We start from the raw sequence: 16,759 nt of genomic DNA on the forward strand, positions 1-16,759 counted from the left end.
GTGAACCGGTACCTGCCGGAGCCCATTAGGGTGACCGTATGTCGGCCACCCGGTATACGTATCTCGGTCCCCAGGGCACCTTCACCGAGGCCGCTCTGCGGACGCTCCCCGAAGCCGCCACGCGTGAACTCGTGCCGATGGTGTCGGTCCCGGTCGCGCTGGACGCGGTCCGCAGCGGGGAAGCGGCCGGCGCGCTGGTCCCGATCGAGAACTCCGTCGAGGGCGGGGTCACGGCGACCCTCGACGAGCTGGCCAAGGGCGAGCCGCTGATGATCTACCGCGAGGTGGTCCTGCCGATCGCCTTCGCGCTCCTGGTACGGCCCGGTACCGCGCTGCACGACGTCAAGACGGTGACCGGCCACCCGGTCGCCCAGCCGCAGGTCCGCAACTGGCTGGCCGCCCACCTCCCGGACGCCCTGTGGGAATCCGCCGCGTCGAACGCGGACGGTGCCCGCCTGGTCCAGGAGGGCCGTTACGACGCGGCCTTCGCGGGTGAGTTCGCCGCCGCCACCTACGGCCTCGAACCGCTGGTCACCGAGATCCACGACGCGGCGAACGCCGAGACCCGCTTCGTGCTGGTCGGCCGTCCGGCCCGCCCGGCCGCCCCGACCGGCGCGGACAAGACATCGGTCGTCATCTGGCTCGGCGACGACCACCCCGGCGCCCTGCTCGAACTGCTCCAGGAGTTCGCCGTACGCGGCGTCAACCTGATGCGGATCGAGTCCCGCCCGACCGGCCAGGGCATCGGTAACTACTGCTTCTCCGTCGACGCCGAGGGACACATCACGGACCGCCGGGTCGGCGAGGCCCTCATGGGTCTGAAGCGGATCTGTCCTCAGGTGCGGTTCCTCGGCTCGTATCCGCGGGCGGGTGTGGCCCTGGACGAGGTGGGCCCGCCGCGGCCGGGGACGTCGGACCGCGCGTTCACGGAGGCGTCGGACTGGCTGACGCGGTGCCAGGACGGCCGCTTCTAGGACCCCTGGCCACCGGGTTCGTCGGATCCCTCGGATCTGCCTGTCGGGCTCACCGGTCTTACCTGCCTATTTTCGTCATCCACAGAAGTTATCCACAGTCGAGCATCTCGACCTGGGGACAAGTCGACAACGAAGTACGACATGGTCGACAAATCGGCCCAGAGTCCACAACTCCGTCCACAGTTGCGCACGTCACCCCTCGTCCACTCTTTTCCCTTGATCAACTCTTTGGAGCGAACCATTTCCACCCGAAAGCGGGTGTGGGTACGGTTTGAACCGGGAATCCTTCGTCCCGCATGCGGCTTTCGGAACGATCACCTCCGCCATCCACAGATCTTCCACACAGCCTGTGGATAACTCTCCGAACGGCACGGAGCCCTGTGGACAACCGAACCGAGGAACGCGTCAAGTCCCCTTCCCCACAAGGGAATCCGGTCAAGGCATCGCATCACATGACCCCGGTTCGAAGGAATGGCCGTCCTTTATTGACGCCGCCCGATTCCTTCACAACCACCGCCGCCCGATATCCCCACCTCCTGCGCGACGGCACATTTGATTGCCCTCAAAAACCCCAACAATTCCGGCATAACGCACAGAATGAAATAGTGGGTCGTGACGCCGAACCCCGCACCGGTAGCCTTGAAGGGTGATTGACCTTCGCCTGCTCCGTGAGGACCCCGACCGTGTTCGCGCTTCGCAGCGTGCCCGTGGAGAGGACGTCGCACTCGTCGACGCCCTGCTCTCCGCCGACGAGCGCCGCAGGTCGTCGGGCGTCCGCTTCGACGAGCTGCGTTCCGAGCAGAAGTCGCTGAGCAAGCTCATCCCCAAGGCGTCCCCCGAGGAGCGCGCGGAGCTGCTGAAGCGGGCCGAGCAGCTCAAGGGCGACGTCAAGGCGGCCGACGCCGCGCAGGACGAGGCCGACGAGGAGACCAAGCGGCTCCTTCTCCAGCTCGGGAACCTCGTACACGCGGACGTTCCGGTCGGCGGCGAGGAGGACTTCGTCGTCCTGGAGACGCACGGCACGATCCGGGACTTCGGCGCGGAGGGCTTCACCCCCAAGGACCATCTGGAGCTGGGCGAGGCCCTCGGCGCGATCGACGTCGAGCGCGCCGCCAAGGTCTCCGGCTCCCGCTTCTACTACCTCACGGGCGTCGGCGCGCTCCTGGAACTGGCCCTGGTCAACGCGGCGATCGCCCAGGCGACCGAGGCCGGTTTCATCCCGATGCTGACGCCTTCGCTGGTCCGCCCGCGCGCGATGGAGGGCACCGGCTTCCTCGGCCAGGCCGCGGAGAACGTGTACCACCTGGAGAAGGACGACTACTACCTCGTGGGTACGTCCGAGGTCCCCCTCGCCGCGTACCACATGGACGAGATCATCGAGGCCGACAAGCTGCCCCTGCGGTACGCCGGCTTCTCGCCCTGCTACCGCCGCGAGGCCGGAACCTACGGCAAGGACACCCGGGGCATCTTCCGCGTCCACCAGTTCGACAAGGTCGAGATGTTCTCGTACGTCGCGCCGGAGGACGCCGAGAACGAGCACCAGCGGCTGCTCGACTGGGAGAAGCAGTGGCTCAACTCCCTGGGGCTGCCGTTCCAGGTGATCGATGTGGCCACCGGCGACCTCGGCTCGTCCGCGTCCCGCAAGTTCGACTGCGAGGCGTGGATCCCGACGCAGGGCAAGTACCGCGAGCTGACCTCCGCGTCGAACTGCGACGGATTCCAGGCCCGCCGGCTGTCGATCCGGATGCGGGAGAACCGTGACGGCAAGAAGGTGACCCAGCCGCTGGCGACGCTCAACGGCACGCTGTGCGCCGTGCCGCGCACGATCGTCGCGCTGCTGGAGAACCACCAGCAGGCCGACGGTTCCGTGCTGGTGCCGAAGGTGCTGCGGCCGTATCTCGGTGGCCGCGAGGTCCTGGAGCCCGTAGCCCCGTGAGCCCTGCGAGTACGTCCTCCGCCTCCGTCTCCGCCTTCCCTTACCGACTCGTCGCGACCGACCTCGACGGAACGCTGCTGCGCAGTGACCACACCGTCTCGGACCGCACACGGGAAGCGCTCGCCGCGGTCACCGCGGCGGGCGCCGCGCACATCATCGTCACCGGCCGCGCGGTGCCGTGGACCCGGCACATCCTCGACTCGCTCGGGTACGAGGGCCTCGCGGTGTGCGGGCAGGGCGCCCAGGTCTACGACGCGGGGGCGCGACGGCTGCTCACCTCGGTGACCCTGGACCGGCAGCTCGCCGCTCTGGCGCTCGCCAAGATAGAGGCCGAGGTCGGTCCGCTGGCGCTGGCCGCGAGCAGGGACGGTCTCGACGGCGACGTCGTCGTGGGCCCCGGCTATCGCGTGCACGAGGGGCCGCTCCCGGTCGTCCCCTTCACGGACGTCGCGGAACTGTGGTCGAAGCCGCTGAACAAGGTGTACATCCAGCACCCGACGCTCACCGACGACGAACTCGCGCAGGCGGCGCGGGACGCGGCGGGCGGTCTGGTCGGGGCGACGATGGCGGGCGAGGGCATCGTCGAACTGCTCCCGCTGGGCCTGACCAAGGCGACGGGCCTTTCCCTGGCAGCACGCCGACTGGGCGTAACGGCCGCCGAAACGATCGCCTTCGGCGACATGCCGAACGACATCCCGATGTTCACCTGGTCCGCCCACGGCGTAGCCATGTCCAACGCCCACGAGGACCTCAAGGCAGTAGCCGACGAAATCACCACATCAAACGAGACAGACGGCATCGCAGAAGTACTGGAACACCTACTCCACCCCTGACCCGAAGACCGCCCCGTGGACACGGCCCCCGGAACTCGCCGGCTCCGGGGCCACCGAATCCGGCTACCGTCGACGGGCATCCCGACAATCTCCGGCTCGACTGAACTCCGGGCACGGTGACTCTGTGTACCGTCACCGGCTCGGCAGCAGTCCGGGGACCACAGGCTCTGGGACTCGGCAGGTACGAGCCCATCGGTCCCGGCCACCGCCCCCGACCCGGCGGGGGATCCAGCCAGCGCCGTCCCCGGCTCAAGAGGTTCGGACCCGGCGGGTCCCGGTCCCGCTCTCGACCCTGCGGGGATCCGGGGCCGCAGGCCCTGGGTGCTGTCCCGCTCGGCAGATCCGGGCCCGTCTAGATCTGGCTACCGCCCACGGCCCGGCGGGCATCCCAGCGCCGTCCCCCCGGCACAGGGGGTCCGGGCCCGACCCGGCGGGCTTCCGGGGGCCGCAGGCCCCTTGGTGCCGTCCCCCGGCTCTGGGGGCTCCGGGAGCCGCAGGCCCTGAGTGCTGTCCGGGGCTCGGCGGCTCCGGACCCGCCACATCTGGCTACCGTCCCCGTGTGCCGTCCCCCCTGCTCAAGGGGTTCGGGCCTGGCGGATCCCGGTGTCGGCGCCCGACCCGGCGGGGGTCCGGGGGCCGCAGGTCCCTGGTTTCGTTCCACGGCTCGGTGGGGGTCCGGGGGCCGTATTGCGGGTCTGTCACAGCGACAAGCGTTTGGCGGAGGATGCGCGGTTCGAACGCGCGCGGGCCTTCGACCCGACCACGGCTTAGCAAGCCGGTGCTTTACCACTCAGCCAATCCTCCGGGGGTGGGCGGCCCGCGCGGATGCGCGCTCGAAGCGGCCGCCCCGGGCAGCTCCCGCGGCAGGGACTCGACGGAGACCGGTGGGTTACTCCGGAGCCGCACTCCACGGGCTGCCCTGTCGGAAGCGCGACGCCCTCGTACTACTGGACACGTCACGCTCCTCTCCCCGACAGTGGCACCGCATCCGGCGCTCACATGACTACTGTGCGCTCACCGGAAGTCGGCCGCCACCGATTATTTGCGGCGCTTCTTGCGGCGCCGCGCCCTGCTCCAGAACCACCCCGCAGGGGGCTCGTCGGAACGCCACGGCTGAGGATCCGGGGCACCAGACCGCCAGCGGGCGGCGAGCATCCTGGCCCGCGCGGAGGGTTCGGTCGTCTCCGCGGACCGTATGAAGTCGTCGTCGAGCTGGATGTCGTCCCAGGCTTCGACGTCCTCCGACCCGTCTTCCCCGGACGTCGGCCCCTGCGCCATCGTGACTCCTTCCCTGGACGGCCTTGTCGGACAGCACTATGTCCAGTTTGCAGTGTCGCTGTACGAACGTGAAGAAGCCGTCAAGATCAGGATCCGGTCCCGTACCGGACGGTTCCGGTACGGGACGGGTCCTCGCTACTACTCCTCGCCGGCCAGCTTCAGCGTCCGCAGCTTCTGACCCGCGTACCAGGTGGCCAGGACCGTGACCCCGACGAGGAGCACGGTCGCGACCGGCAGGCTCACATCGGAGGTGACCAGGTCGGCGTCGGCCACCTTGTGGGCGATCGCGAGCGACCACTGCTGGACGCTCAGGGTGCGGGCGCCCGCCACCAGCGTGCCGAACAGCGCCTCCCACACCAGCGCGTACACCAGGCCGAACACCACCGCGTGCCGCGTGATCGTGCCGAGGAGCAGGAACAGCGCGGCATAGGCGATGGAGCCGACCAGCGCGGCGATGGTGTAGGCGACGGCGACCTGCTGGCCGTTGCCGTTGAGGATGAAGCCCGCGATCAGGGTGGGGATCGCGGAGAACGCCATGGTCACGCCGATCGCGACGATCAGCTTGGTGAAGATGATCGTGGGCCGCTTGACGGGCTTGGCCAGCAGATAGACCACGGAACCGTCGTCGATCTCGGGCCCGATCGCGCCCGTACCCGCGATGACACCGATGATCGGCACCATCGTGGCGAGCGCGAAACCGCCGAGGACGTCGGCGGCGATCTGGTCGTCGGCGCCGGTGAAGCCACGGACCGCCGCCGCGATCACGATCAGCAGCGCGGGCAGGGCGAACAGGATGAGGGCCCGGCGGCGGCCGAGCAGGGCTCGATACGTGAGCCGGGCGACAGTGGGGTCGTACATCTTTCGGCCTCCTACGCCGCGACCAGATACGAGAACACGGACTCTAGGGACTCGTCGGACGGCGACACCGTGAGCAGTCGGATGCCATGGTCGCGCGCGACGCGCGGCAGCAGGGCGGTGAAGCGGGCGAAGTCGACCGCCTGGACGCGCAGGACGCCCTCCTTGAGGTCGACCTCGATCCCGGCCGTCGACGGGTCGGCGATCAGCGCGGCGGCCAGCACCCGGTCGTCACTGGACCGCACCGTATAAAGGTGCGGCCGGTCGGTCATCAGCCGGCGGATACGGCGGAAGTCACCGCTCGCCGCATGCCGTCCAGCGACGATCACCTCGATGTGCGAGGCGAGTTGCTCGACCTCTTCGAGGATGTGCGAGGAGAACAGGACGGTGCGTCCCTCGTCGCCCATGGACCGCAGCAGATCCATGAGCTGCATGCGCTGGCGCGGGTCCATGCCGTTGAACGGCTCGTCGAGCAACAGCAACGACGGCTCGTGCACCAGCGAGGACGCCATCTTCACGCGCTGGCGCATGCCCTTGCTGTACGTCGAGATCTGCCGGTCCTGCGCGTACTCCATCGCGACCGTGGCGAGCGCGCGCTGCGCCTCCTTGGTCCCGAGCCCGTGCAACTCGGCGTTGGCGACGACGAATTCGCGGCCCGTCAGGAAGTCGTACATCCCCTCGCGCTCGGGGACGATGCCGATGTGCCGGTAGATCTGCTCATTGCGCCAGACCTGCTGACCGTCCAGCGTGACGGCGCCCGTGGAGGGGGCGAGGAAGCCGCCCATCATGTTGATGAGGGTGGACTTCCCCGCGCCGTTCGGCCCGAGGAGGCCGGTGACGCCGGGGCCGATCGTCATCGTGATGTCGTTGACGGCCACCACATTGCCGAACCAGCGGGATGTGTGGTCGATCTTGAGGGTGGTCACAGCCCGACCTTTCGGTAGCGGCGCATCAGCATGCCGTAGCAGCCGGCGATGAGGCCCAGGACGACGAGTACGTACACGACTCCGGCGCCGTTCGAGGGGCCCTGTCCGCCGGGGAACGCCGAGGTGGCGCCGAGGAACGCGGACTGTACGCCGTCGATGAGGGTGATCGGTGAGAAGAGTCCGAGCCAGCCGACGGCTCCCTCGCTGCCCTGTTCATGGGCGATGGCCTGGACGGTGGAGACCGCGCCGTACGAGATGGTGAGGACGGCGATGACGGCGGCGATGCCGAAGCCGCGGCGCGGGGTGATCGCCGAGATGACGAGTCCGATACCGGCGAAGAGCAGGGAGAGCAGGGCCACGGACACCAACCCCTGGAGGAAGCCCTTGGTCTGGTCGGCGAAGTCGAGCTTGGCGAGCAGCGCGCCGACGTAGAGGATCAGCAGCGGCGCGGCCGTGAGCACGAACAGGGCCGACGCCATGGCGCTGTACTTCGCGACGACATAGTCCCCGCGCTCGATGGGGCGCGAGAAGTACAGGGGCACTGTCTTGAAGCGCAGGTCACGGGAGACGGACTGCGGCGCCTGCGAGGCGACGTACAGGCCGATGACGGCCTGGAGCAGGACCGCATAGCGCGTGTAGTCGACGGGCAGGTCCTTCGCCTTGGTCGCGACGGCCACCGCCACCATGATCAGCGCGGGTGCGCACATCACGGCGAACAGCAGCATCGGCAGGACCTTGGACTTGACGGACCTGCCCAGTCCGTAACCACCGCGCAGGGACTGCGAGTAGAGGGAACGGCGTGCGTACGCCCGGCCCAGGCGGGGGCCGTCGTAGTTGCGGTACCCGATGTTGTGGATCCGGGTCTGCTCACCGGCCGAGGCCGTGGGCTGATCAACCGCCATGGGGGACCGCCTCCTTCCGCTGCTGCTCCGTGCCGCCCTGGTCCTCGCCGGTCTCGCCCTGGTCCGTCTGTTCCGTGCGGAACACCTCGGCGATGTGGTGCCGGCGCTGCTCCATCCGGATCAGGCCGATGCCGAGGTCGGCGACGAGGTCGCGCACCACGTCGTAGGTCTCCTCGCCCTCCGCGGTGAGCAGGAGGGTGTGTCCGGCGCCGGGCAGTTCGCTGCCCGCGTCGGTGGTGATCCCGCGCGCCTTGAGCGCGTCCCGCAGGGCGCTGGTGCCGTCGGGGTGTTCGTCGGTGTCGGTGACCTCGACCGCGAGGGTCGTGGTGGTCTGGGTGAAGTCCGTGGTGGAGCTGGAGCGCAGCAGCTTACCGCCGTCGACCACGACCACGTGGTCACAGGTCCGCTCCAGCTCGCCCAGGAGGTGCGAGGTGACCAGGACGGAGATCCCGAAGTCGGTGTGGACACGGCGGATGAGATTCAGCATCTCGTCGCGGCCGACCGGGTCCAGGCCGTTCGTCGGTTCGTCGAGGAAGACCAGGCGCGGGTCGTGCACCAGGGCCTGCGCGAGTTTCACGCGCTGCTTCATTCCGGTGGAATAGCCGCCGATGGGACGATATCGCTCCTCGTACAGCCCGACATGGCGCAGCGTGTCAGCGGTGCGCTCCCGGGCCGCGGCGGGCGGCAGTCCGGACATCCGCGCCATGTGTACGACAAACTCGGTCGCCGAGACATCGGGCGGCAGACAGTCGTGCTCGGGCATGTACCCGACACTTTCGCGGATGGCGGCGCCCTCGGTGGCGACATCGAGACCGAGCACGGCGGCTCGACCCTCGGTGGCGGGGGACAGACCCAGCAGGATCTTGATCAGTGTGGACTTGCCGGCTCCATTGGCACCCACAAGTCCGGTCACACCGGGCCCGATGTCCACGGAGAGCCGGTCAAGCGCGGTCACCCGGGGGAACCGCTTGCTCAGGCTTTCGGTCACGATCACAGTCACGGTCCGACCGTAGTGGCGTGGACCACACCGCCGCGTCAGACCAGGGTGCCGTCCCCGAGTCAGACTCCAGTACTAGGGGCCCGTAGGGGTCAGACCCAGGTGCGAGATCATCGGGGCCCTCCATCAGCCCGGAGAAGGGTGCCGCCCGCTCCGGACAAGGGCTCCGCGACCTCGGGACATGGGCTCCCCCACCTCAGAACACCGGCTCCGCCTCCTCCGGACAAGGGCTCCGCGGGGTTTTCCACAGGCTCCCGCACGCCCCTTGACGTAGCCGCTGAGCATTGTCACATTCATCAGTGTCAAGTTACGACTACGTAGCGCACAGGCCCGGACGGCGGACGGACGGTGGCATGACAGCGGCAGTGGCAGGTGAACTCTCCGTGGAACTCCAGGGGTTCCGAGAGGTGCAGCGGCTCGCGTACGCGTGTGCGGAAGCGGTCGCGGCGCAGCTCAAGCCCGGTGTGACGGAGCGCGAGGCGGCGCGGATGCAGCGTGCCTGGCTGCGCGAGCGGGGTGTGCGGGACTGGTTCCATCTGCCCTTCGCCTGGTTCGGCGACCGCACCGCGTTCGTGAACTTCCGGATCCCGCTCCAGTTCTTCCCCACCGACCGCAGGCTGGAGCCGGGGATGCCGTTCATCCTCGACATGGCCCCGGTGCTCCGCGGCTTCACGGCGGACATCGGCTATTCGGGGTGCCTGGGCCTGAATCCGGTGCACGACAAGCTGCTCGCCGATCTGGAGGCCCATCGCGAGCTGCTCCTCCGCGAGGTCCGTGAGCGCCGGCCGCTGCGGGAGATCTACGAGGACGTGGACCGGCTCATGGTCCGCCAGGGCTATGCCAACCGCCATCGCGCGTATCCCTTCGGTGTCATCGCGCACAAGGTCGACCGGGTCAAGGAGCGCCGTTTCTCACCGCATCTGTTCGGCTTCGGCACCCAGTCCCTCAAGGGCCTGGCGAGCGACGCGCTGCGCGGCCACCGGGACGGCTGGTCACCGCTCTGGTCGCCGTACAAGTTCTCGGACCATCCGCCGCGGCCCGGTCTCTGGGCGGTCGAACCCCACCTGGGATTCCGGGGTACGGGGGCGAAGTTCGAGGAGATCCTCGTCGTCACCGACTCGCGGGACCCGGAGCAGAGCGCGTTCTGGCTGGACGACGACCTGCCGCACGTACGGCGCTGGGCGGAGGCCGCGTGAGCGGGGGAGGGCGAGTCGGCGGGAAAGAGGGACGCGTGAGCCGGGACGCGGAGACCGTGCGCGGGGCCACGCGCGCGGAGGCGAACCATCAGGAAGGTGCGGCATGAGCTTGCAGGAAGCGCGCGAGCGCTGGGTGCGTACGGGCGGCGTGGAGCTGTGCGTCGCCGAGTTGGGCGACCCCACACGCCCGACGGTGCTGCTCGTCCACGGCTATCCGGACTCCAAGGAGGTCTGGTCGGAGGTCGCTGTCCGACTGGCCGACCGCTTCCATGTAGTGCTGTACGACGTGCGCGGACACGGCCGTTCGACACCACCGCGACCCCTGCGCGGCGGCTTCACGCTGGAGAAGCTGACGGACGACTTCCTCGCCGTCGCGGACGCCGTCAGCCCGGACCGACCGGTGCATCTGGTCGGACACGACTGGGGCTCGGTGCAGTCCTGGGAGTTCGTGACGGTGCCGCGCACCGAGGGCAGGATCGCGTCCTTCACCTCGATGTCGGGCCCTTCCCTGGACCACTTCGGCCACTGGATCAAGCGCCGCATGGCCCACCCCACCCCGCGCGCGGTGGGCCAACTCCTGGGCCAGGGCGCCAAGTCCTGGTACGTGTACATGCTGCACACCCCGGTCCTGCCCGAGCTGGCGTGGCGCGGCCCCCTCGGCAAGCGGTGGCCCAAGATCCTCCAGCGCGTCGAGAAGGTCCCCGTCGGCGACTACCCGACCCCGTCGCTCCCGTCGGACGCGGCCCACGGCGCCTGGCTCTACCGGGACAACATCCGGGCGAGGCTACGCAGGCCCCGCGCCGACGCCTACGCGCACGCGCCCGTGCAGCTCATCACGCCGTCCGGTGACGCGTTCCTCTCCGAGCGGCTCTACGACGACCTGGAGGAATGGGCCCCCCGGCTGGTCCGCCGCAGCCTGCCCGCCAAGCACTGGGTGCCGCGTACCCGCCCCGACCAACTGACCGCGTGGATCGCGGAGTTCGTGACCGCGCACGAGGACGGTGTGCCGCCCCGGGAGACCCCGGACACGGGGAAGTACGGCCAGCGGTTCGGTGGCCAGCTCGTGCTGGTGACGGGTGCGGGCAGCGGCATCGGGCGGGCCACGGCGTTCGCGTTCGCGGAGGCCGGCGCGCGCGTGGTGGCCGTCGACCGGGACGCCGAGACCGCGGCGCGCACGGCGGAGCTGTGCCGACTGATCGGCGCCCCCGAGGCGTGGAGCGAGACGGTCGACGTGGGCGACGAGCAGGCCATGGAGAAGCTCGCCGCGAAGGTCGCCACGGAGTACGGCGTGGTGGACGTCCTCGTCAACAACGCGGGCATAGGACTGTCCGGCTCCTTCCTGGACACCTCGTCCGAAGACTGGCGGAAGGTCCTCGACGTCAATCTGTGGGGCGTGATCCACGGCTGCCGCCTCTTCGGCAAGCAGATGGCCGAGCGCGGACAGGGCGGCCACATCGTCAACACCGCGTCCGCGGCGGCGTTTCAGCCGTCGAAGGCGCTGCCCGCTTACAGCACGTCGAAGGCCGCCGTACTGATGCTCAGCGAGTGCCTGCGCGCGGAGCTGGCCGGGCAGGGCATCGGTGTCTCGGCGATCTGCCCCGGCTTCGTCAACACCAACATCACGTCCACCGCGCGGTTCACCGGGGTCGGCGAGGAAGAGGAGAAGCGCCGGCAGAAGAAGTCCGCCCGGCTGTACGGACTGCGTAACTACCCGCCGGAGAAGGCCGCCGACGCGATCCTGCGCGCGGTGGTCCGCAACCAGGCCGTCGTCCCGGTCACCCCGGAAGCGCGCGGCGCCCACCTCATGTCCCGCTTCACGCCGAGGGCGTTGCGCGCGATCGCACGGATGGAGCCGCCGTTGTGAGCGACCCGCTGAGTGATTCCGACCGCGTCGTGATCAGCCCGCGTCGGGTCTCGTTCGACTGGGACACGACCCCGCTGCACTGGATCCCGGACGAGCCCACCGCCACGCATGTCATCAATGTGCTGCATCTGCTGCTGCCGGCGGGGGAGCGGTGGTTCGTGCGGGTCTTCAAGGAGGCCCTGCCGCTGGTAACGGACGACGAACTGCTCCGGGACGTCAAGGGGTTCATGGGCCAGGAGGCCACGCACAGCGTGCAGCACGCGTATGTGCTGGACCACCTGGCGGCCCAGCGGCTCGACACGGCCGCGTACACGAAGTACGTCGACTTCCTCTTCGAGCGGCTGCTCGGTGAGCGTCCGCCGCTGGGGGTGCCGGTGCCCGCGCGCGAGTGGCTGCGGGTCCGGCTGGCGACGATCGCGGCGATCGAGCAGTTCACCGCCGTGCTGGGCGACTGGGTGCTGGGCGCGGACGCGCTCGACGACGCCGGGGCGGACGCGATCATGCTCGATCTGCTGCGCTGGCACGGCGCGGAGGAGGTCGAACACCGCGCGGTCGCCTTCGACATGTACGAGCACTGCGGCGGCGACGCACTCCCCCGGCACGCGCGGCGCATCGTGTCCATGGCGATCACCGCGCCCGTGATGCTGTACCTGTGGGTGTGGGGCGCCGCGTATCTGATACGCCACGATCCGCAGCTCGCGGGCCGCCTGCGCTATTCGCTCACCGAGCACAACAAGGCGGTGCGCAAGGGTCTGTTGCCGACCTGGGGTGACCTCGGCCGGGCCGTACCGCGCTATCTGCGGCGGTCGTACCATCCCTCGCAGGAGGGCTCGCTGCGCAGGGCCGTCGCGTATCTGGCGAGTTCGCCCGCGGCGCGGTCGGCGGCGGGAGCGATCGGCCGTGCGGCCCTCGGATAGCGGGACGGCTTCCGTGGGTGTGTACGGGGTGAGCGGGCCGGACCGGGACCGGCCGACCGGAACCAGAGGTCAGGAGCGAGGGCGTGGGTGAGGGCGTGGGCGTAGACGTGGGGGGCCAGTCGGCGGTGACCGGTGGTCGGGCCGAGTACCGGATCGAGGACCTGGCGCGCCACAGCGGTGCCACGGTCCGGACGATCCGCGCCTACCAGGACCGCGGCCTGCTCCCCCGCCCCGAGCGCCGCGGCCGGGCCAATGTGTACGGCGACCCGCATCTCGCGCGGCTGCGGCAGATCGCGGACCTGCTCGACCGGGGTTACACCCTGGCGTCGATCAAGGAACTCCTGGAGGCGTGGGACGCGGGGCGTGGTCTGGGCGGCGTGCTCGGTCTGGTCGCCGAGGTCGACGGGCCGTGGACGGACGAGGAGGCCGCGCGGATCTCGCGGGCGGAGCTGGACGAGAGGTTCGGGGGCCGCCCGGACGACGCCGCGGTCGCGGACGCGGTCGCCCTCGGTGTGCTGGAGCCGGTGCCGGGACGGGACGACGAGTTCCTGGTACCGAGCCCCCAAGAGCTGTCCGTGGCGGCCGAGTTGCACGCGGCGGGAGTTCCGCTGTCCGCGATCTCGGGCCACCTCAGGGAGTTGAGGGTCCAGGTCGAGCACATCGCCTCGCGATTCCTGGAGTTCACGACCGAGCATGTGTTCGCGCGCTATCTCGGTCAGCACACGCCGACGGACGCGGAAACGACCGAGGCGGCGGCGCTCGTGCGCCGGCTGCGCCCGCTCGCCCAGCAGGCGGTCGACGCCGAACTCGCCCGCGCCATGCGGATGTTCGCTACTCGGCATCTGCGTCAACACCTGGCCGCGGGCGCACCGCCTCAGCCGTCCGACGAACCCCGGTCGGTGCGACTTCCGGTGTCCACAACACGGTCTGTGGAAAAGCTGGTTGGCGCTGACCAGCTGGAAGCCTTTGTCACCGCGGCGACGGAACGAGAGGTACACGCACGGACATTGGATACACTCACCTCAAAGTATGGCAACCCAACTCAAGTTGATCAAACTATCTGAAACAGAAGACCAGTTGTCCACAGAATCGCCAAAACCCCTGTGGATAACCGCACTTGGCTGTGGATCAAACGTCCGGACCCAAAATCGGGTGCGCGAAATCCGAGCGGCCGGGACCCTGGCGACATGGACGAAAAACACACCGTGAAGGTGTCCAAGTACCTGTCGAAACACCTACGACACCGGCCCGAGCGCATCGGGCTGACCCTCGACGACGGCGGCTGGGTGGAGATCGACACCCTGATCGCGGCGGCGCGCGCACACGGCTTCCGCATCACCCGTGCCGAGCTGGAGCATGTCGTCGCCGCCAACGACAAGCAGCGGTTCGCCATCGAAGGGGACCGGATCCGGGCCAGCCAGGGCCACACCGTCGAGGTCGACCTCGGGCTGCTCCCGGCCACCCCGCCCGCGTACCTCTACCACGGCACCGTCGCGCGCAGCCTGCCCGCGATCCGCGCCGAGGGCCTGCGGCCGATGAACCGCCATGATGTGCACCTGTCCGCCGACCGCGAGACCGCGACCCGTGTCGGTGCCCGCCGTGGCCGGCCCGTCGTGCTGTCGGTCGACGCGGGGTCGATGCACACCGACGGCCATGAGTTCCGGGTCAGCGCCAACGGCGTCTGGCTCACCGCCGCCGTCCCCCCGGCCTATCTGCGCTTCCCACAGGGCCACTGACCCCGGGGCCGCTGACCCGAAGGCACCGCCTCGAAGGTCACGGCCCCGGGGACCACTGATTCGGGGACCACCGGCTCGTGGCCGACTGACTCGTGGTCCACAAAACTCCGACCCGCAGAAACCCCGACCCACAAAACCCCAGGCCACAGACCCGCAGGCCAAACAGACCGCAGGCGACTTGCCCCGGAGGCCACTGCCCCGGGCGCCGAGGCCACTGCCCCGGGCTCCATCGAGAAGCCGTCGAAAAGCCTCCGAAAAGCCACCGAAACGCGGTCGAGAAGCCTTGCGTAGGCTCTGCGGCATGAGTCTGCGTCTGAGCACCGTGATCCTCCCGTACCGCCGCTGGCACGAGGGCGGCAGCGCCACCTGGCGGCGCGCCGAGGAACTGGGCTTGCACGCCGCGTACACCTACGACCATCTGTCCTGGCGCGTTCCGTTCCGGGACGGCCCGTGGTTCGGTGCCCTGCCCACCCTGACCGCCGCTGCCGGTGTCACGGACCACATCCGCCTGGGCACCCTCGTGACCTCGCCGAACTTCCGGCACCCCGTCACGCTGGCCAAAGAGCTGATCTCGCTCGACGACATCTCCGGTGGCCGGGTCACGCTCGGCATCGGAGCGGGCGGTTCCGGGTTCGACGCCACCGCGCTCGGCCAGGAGCCCTGGACCCCCCGGCAGCGCGCCGACCGCTTCGCCGAGTTCGTCCCGCTGCTCGACCGGCTGCTCACCGAGGACGCCACGACGTACGAGGGGGAGTTCTACGCGGCGGGCGACGTCCGGAACATCCCCGGCTGCGTCCAGCGCCCCCGGCTCCCCTTCGCGATCGCCGCGACCGGCCCGCGCGGGCTGCGCCTCGCCGCCCGACACGGGCAGGCATGGGTGACCACCGGCGACGACAAGCTGTACGAGACGGGCACCCCCGACCAGTCGATTCAGGCCATTCGCGGGCAGGTCGAGAAACTCGTCGCGGCGTGCGAGGAGATCGGGCGGGACACCGACGCGAGCACCGAAGGACGAGGGATCGAGAAGATCCTGCTGACCGGCTTCACGCCCGAGTTCCGCCCACCGGCCACCTCGTCCAGCACGGTGCCCGGCACCCCGTCCGGCACCGCGCCCGGCGCCAATCCCACGCCCGGCGCGGGCCACGCCCTGGACTCCCTGGCCGCGTTCGTCGACTTCGCGGGTCGCCACGCCGAGCTGGGTTTCACCGAGATCGTCGTCCACTGGCCCATCCCCGACACGCCGTTCGCGGCCGATCAGAAGGTGTTCGAGCAGATCGCCACGGAGGCCGTCCAGCAGCTCGGCCGGCCAGGGGCGTAAAGCACTCAGATGTGCGCCCTGCCGCACGCCCGTGCTGGCATATGCAGGAGAATGGGCCGGTGACCTCTGCTTCGCTACGGCCCCGGACCCCGACCTCCTCGCTTCCGCCCCGGCTGATCGCCACGGACCTGGACGGCACCCTGCTGCGCGACGACAAGTCGGTCTCGCCGCGTACGGTCGCGGCCCTCGCCGCGGCCGAGGAAGCGGGCATCGAGGTCTTCTTCGTGACCGGACGACCGGCCCGCTGGATGGACGTCGTCAGCGACCATCTGCACGGCCACGGCCTCGCCATCTGCGGCAACGGCGCCGCCGTGGTCGACCTGCACGGCGGCCCCGGCGACCACCGCTTCGTCAAGATCCGCGAGCTGCCCGGCCCGCGCGCCCTCGACGTCGTCCGGCTGCTCCGCGCCGCGGCGCCCGGTACGTCCTTCGCCGTCGAACGCACGGGCGGGCTGCACCACGAGCCGACCTACCCGCCGCTGCACCTCGACCCCGCCGAGAGCGTCGCGCCCGCCGAGAAGCTGCTCGCCGAACCCGCGGCACTCTCCGACGAGGGCGATCCCGTACAACCCGTGCTCAAGCTGCTCGCGTACCACCCGGAGCTGAGCCCGGACGCGTTCCTCGCCGTCGCGCGCGATGCCGTCGGTGAGCACGCGTCGATCACCCGCTCCAGCCCCAGCGCCCTGCTGGAGGTCAGCGGCTTCGGGGTCTCCAAGGCGAGCACCCTCGCCCAGTGCTGCGCCGATCGCGGCATCCTGTCCGGCGAGGTCGTCGCCTTCGGTGACATGCCCAACGACGTGGAGATGCTGACCTGGGCGGGCACCTCGTACGCCATGGGCAACGCGCACCCGGACGTCATCGCCGCCGCGTCCGGCCGTACGGTCGCCAACAACGAGGACGGCGTAGCAATCGTCATCGAACGGATCCTCGCGAACCGGTAGCCAAGGCAGCTCCCCCGCGAACCGGAGGCAAGAAAGCGGCGCGTGGGCCCGCTAAGGCGCCTGCCCGTACGGGAGGAATCGGCGCC

Annotated in this window: 15 protein-coding genes and 1 tRNA gene; 10 read left to right on the forward strand and 6 right to left on the reverse strand. The window is 69.8% G+C overall.

Going from position 1 to position 16,759, the window contains the following annotated elements; all coding sequences use genetic code 11:
• Positions 1 to 38: 38 nt before the first annotated feature.
• From pheA to ACFVT5_RS26890, 3 genes are all read left to right on the forward strand, one after another.
• Positions 39 to 974: a prephenate dehydratase gene (pheA, locus tag ACFVT5_RS26880; RefSeq protein ID WP_389893139.1), complete on the forward strand. Its 936-nt coding sequence runs from the start codon at positions 39 to 41 to the stop codon at positions 972 to 974.
• A gap of 646 nt (positions 975 to 1,620) precedes the next feature.
• Complete coding sequence (serS, locus tag ACFVT5_RS26885; protein ID WP_389893142.1) at positions 1,621 to 2,910, forward strand: serine--tRNA ligase; 1,290 nt, start codon at positions 1,621 to 1,623, stop codon at positions 2,908 to 2,910.
• On the forward strand, positions 2,907 to 3,743 hold the full coding sequence (locus tag ACFVT5_RS26890; RefSeq protein WP_389893145.1) for an HAD family hydrolase: 837 nt from the start codon (positions 2,907 to 2,909) through the stop codon (positions 3,741 to 3,743). Before serS ends, ACFVT5_RS26890 begins: the two co-directional genes overlap by 4 nt.
• A gap of 715 nt (positions 3,744 to 4,458) precedes the next feature.
• Here the strand turns inward: ACFVT5_RS26890 and ACFVT5_RS26895 are convergent.
• The 6 genes from ACFVT5_RS26895 to ACFVT5_RS26920 all read right to left on the reverse strand — a co-directional run bounded on the left by ACFVT5_RS26895 (position 4,459) and on the right by ACFVT5_RS26920 (position 8,698).
• A tRNA-Ser gene (locus tag ACFVT5_RS26895) sits at positions 4,459 to 4,547 on the reverse strand.
• A gap of 234 nt (positions 4,548 to 4,781) precedes the next feature.
• Positions 4,782 to 5,021, reverse strand: coding sequence for a hypothetical protein (locus ACFVT5_RS26900; protein ID WP_389893148.1), 240 nt, complete (start codon positions 5,019 to 5,021; stop codon positions 4,782 to 4,784).
• Between the two features lie 138 nt (positions 5,022 to 5,159).
• Entirely contained in the window at positions 5,160 to 5,879 is a 720-nt protein-coding gene (locus tag ACFVT5_RS26905) for an ABC transporter permease (protein ID WP_389893151.1), read from the reverse strand.
• Between the two features lie 11 nt (positions 5,880 to 5,890).
• Positions 5,891 to 6,802, reverse strand: a complete 912-nt coding sequence (locus tag ACFVT5_RS26910) for an ABC transporter ATP-binding protein (RefSeq protein ID WP_389893154.1) — start codon at positions 6,800 to 6,802, stop codon at positions 5,891 to 5,893.
• Positions 6,799 to 7,704: an ABC transporter permease gene (locus tag ACFVT5_RS26915; protein WP_389893157.1), complete on the reverse strand. Its 906-nt coding sequence runs from the start codon at positions 7,702 to 7,704 to the stop codon at positions 6,799 to 6,801. The genes ACFVT5_RS26910 and ACFVT5_RS26915 overlap by 4 nt, the downstream gene beginning before the upstream one ends.
• A complete protein-coding gene (locus tag ACFVT5_RS26920) occupies positions 7,694 to 8,698 on the reverse strand; it encodes an ABC transporter ATP-binding protein (protein WP_389893865.1) in 1,005 nt (334 codons plus the stop codon). Before ACFVT5_RS26920 ends, ACFVT5_RS26915 begins: the two co-directional genes overlap by 11 nt.
• Positions 8,699 to 9,054: 356 nt before the next feature.
• Here ACFVT5_RS26920 and ACFVT5_RS26925 point away from each other — a divergent pair, with 356 nt between their 5' ends.
• The 7 genes from ACFVT5_RS26925 to ACFVT5_RS26955 all read left to right on the forward strand — a co-directional run bounded on the left by ACFVT5_RS26925 (position 9,055) and on the right by ACFVT5_RS26955 (position 16,673).
• Entirely contained in the window at positions 9,055 to 9,897 is an 843-nt protein-coding gene (locus ACFVT5_RS26925; protein ID WP_389893160.1) for a M24 family metallopeptidase, read from the forward strand.
• Between the two features lie 103 nt (positions 9,898 to 10,000).
• On the forward strand, positions 10,001 to 11,761 hold the full coding sequence (locus ACFVT5_RS26930) for an SDR family oxidoreductase (RefSeq protein WP_389893163.1): 1,761 nt from the start codon (positions 10,001 to 10,003) through the stop codon (positions 11,759 to 11,761).
• Entirely contained in the window at positions 11,758 to 12,678 is a 921-nt protein-coding gene (locus ACFVT5_RS26935; RefSeq protein ID WP_389893165.1) for a metal-dependent hydrolase, read from the forward strand. Before ACFVT5_RS26930 ends, ACFVT5_RS26935 begins: the two co-directional genes overlap by 4 nt.
• Before the next feature lie 83 nt (positions 12,679 to 12,761).
• Positions 12,762 to 13,742: a MerR family transcriptional regulator gene (locus tag ACFVT5_RS26940; protein ID WP_389893168.1), complete on the forward strand. Its 981-nt coding sequence runs from the start codon at positions 12,762 to 12,764 to the stop codon at positions 13,740 to 13,742.
• A 123-nt stretch (positions 13,743 to 13,865) separates the two neighbouring features.
• The gene (locus ACFVT5_RS26945; RefSeq protein WP_389893171.1) at positions 13,866 to 14,414 is read left to right on the forward strand and encodes an RNA 2'-phosphotransferase; all 549 of its coding nucleotides are present in this window, start codon (positions 13,866 to 13,868) and stop codon (positions 14,412 to 14,414) included.
• A 301-nt stretch (positions 14,415 to 14,715) separates the two neighbouring features.
• Entirely contained in the window at positions 14,716 to 15,732 is a 1,017-nt protein-coding gene (locus tag ACFVT5_RS26950) for an LLM class flavin-dependent oxidoreductase (protein WP_389893174.1), read from the forward strand.
• A 41-nt stretch (positions 15,733 to 15,773) separates the two neighbouring features.
• Positions 15,774 to 16,673 (forward strand): HAD hydrolase family protein, encoded by a 900-nt coding sequence (locus tag ACFVT5_RS26955; RefSeq protein WP_389893176.1) that lies wholly within the window; start codon positions 15,774 to 15,776, stop codon positions 16,671 to 16,673.
• Positions 16,674 to 16,759 lie beyond the last annotated feature (86 nt).

It is taken from the genome of Streptomyces sp. NPDC058001, assembly GCF_042886315.1.
Lineage (GTDB): Bacteria > Actinomycetota > Actinomycetes > Streptomycetales > Streptomycetaceae > Streptomyces.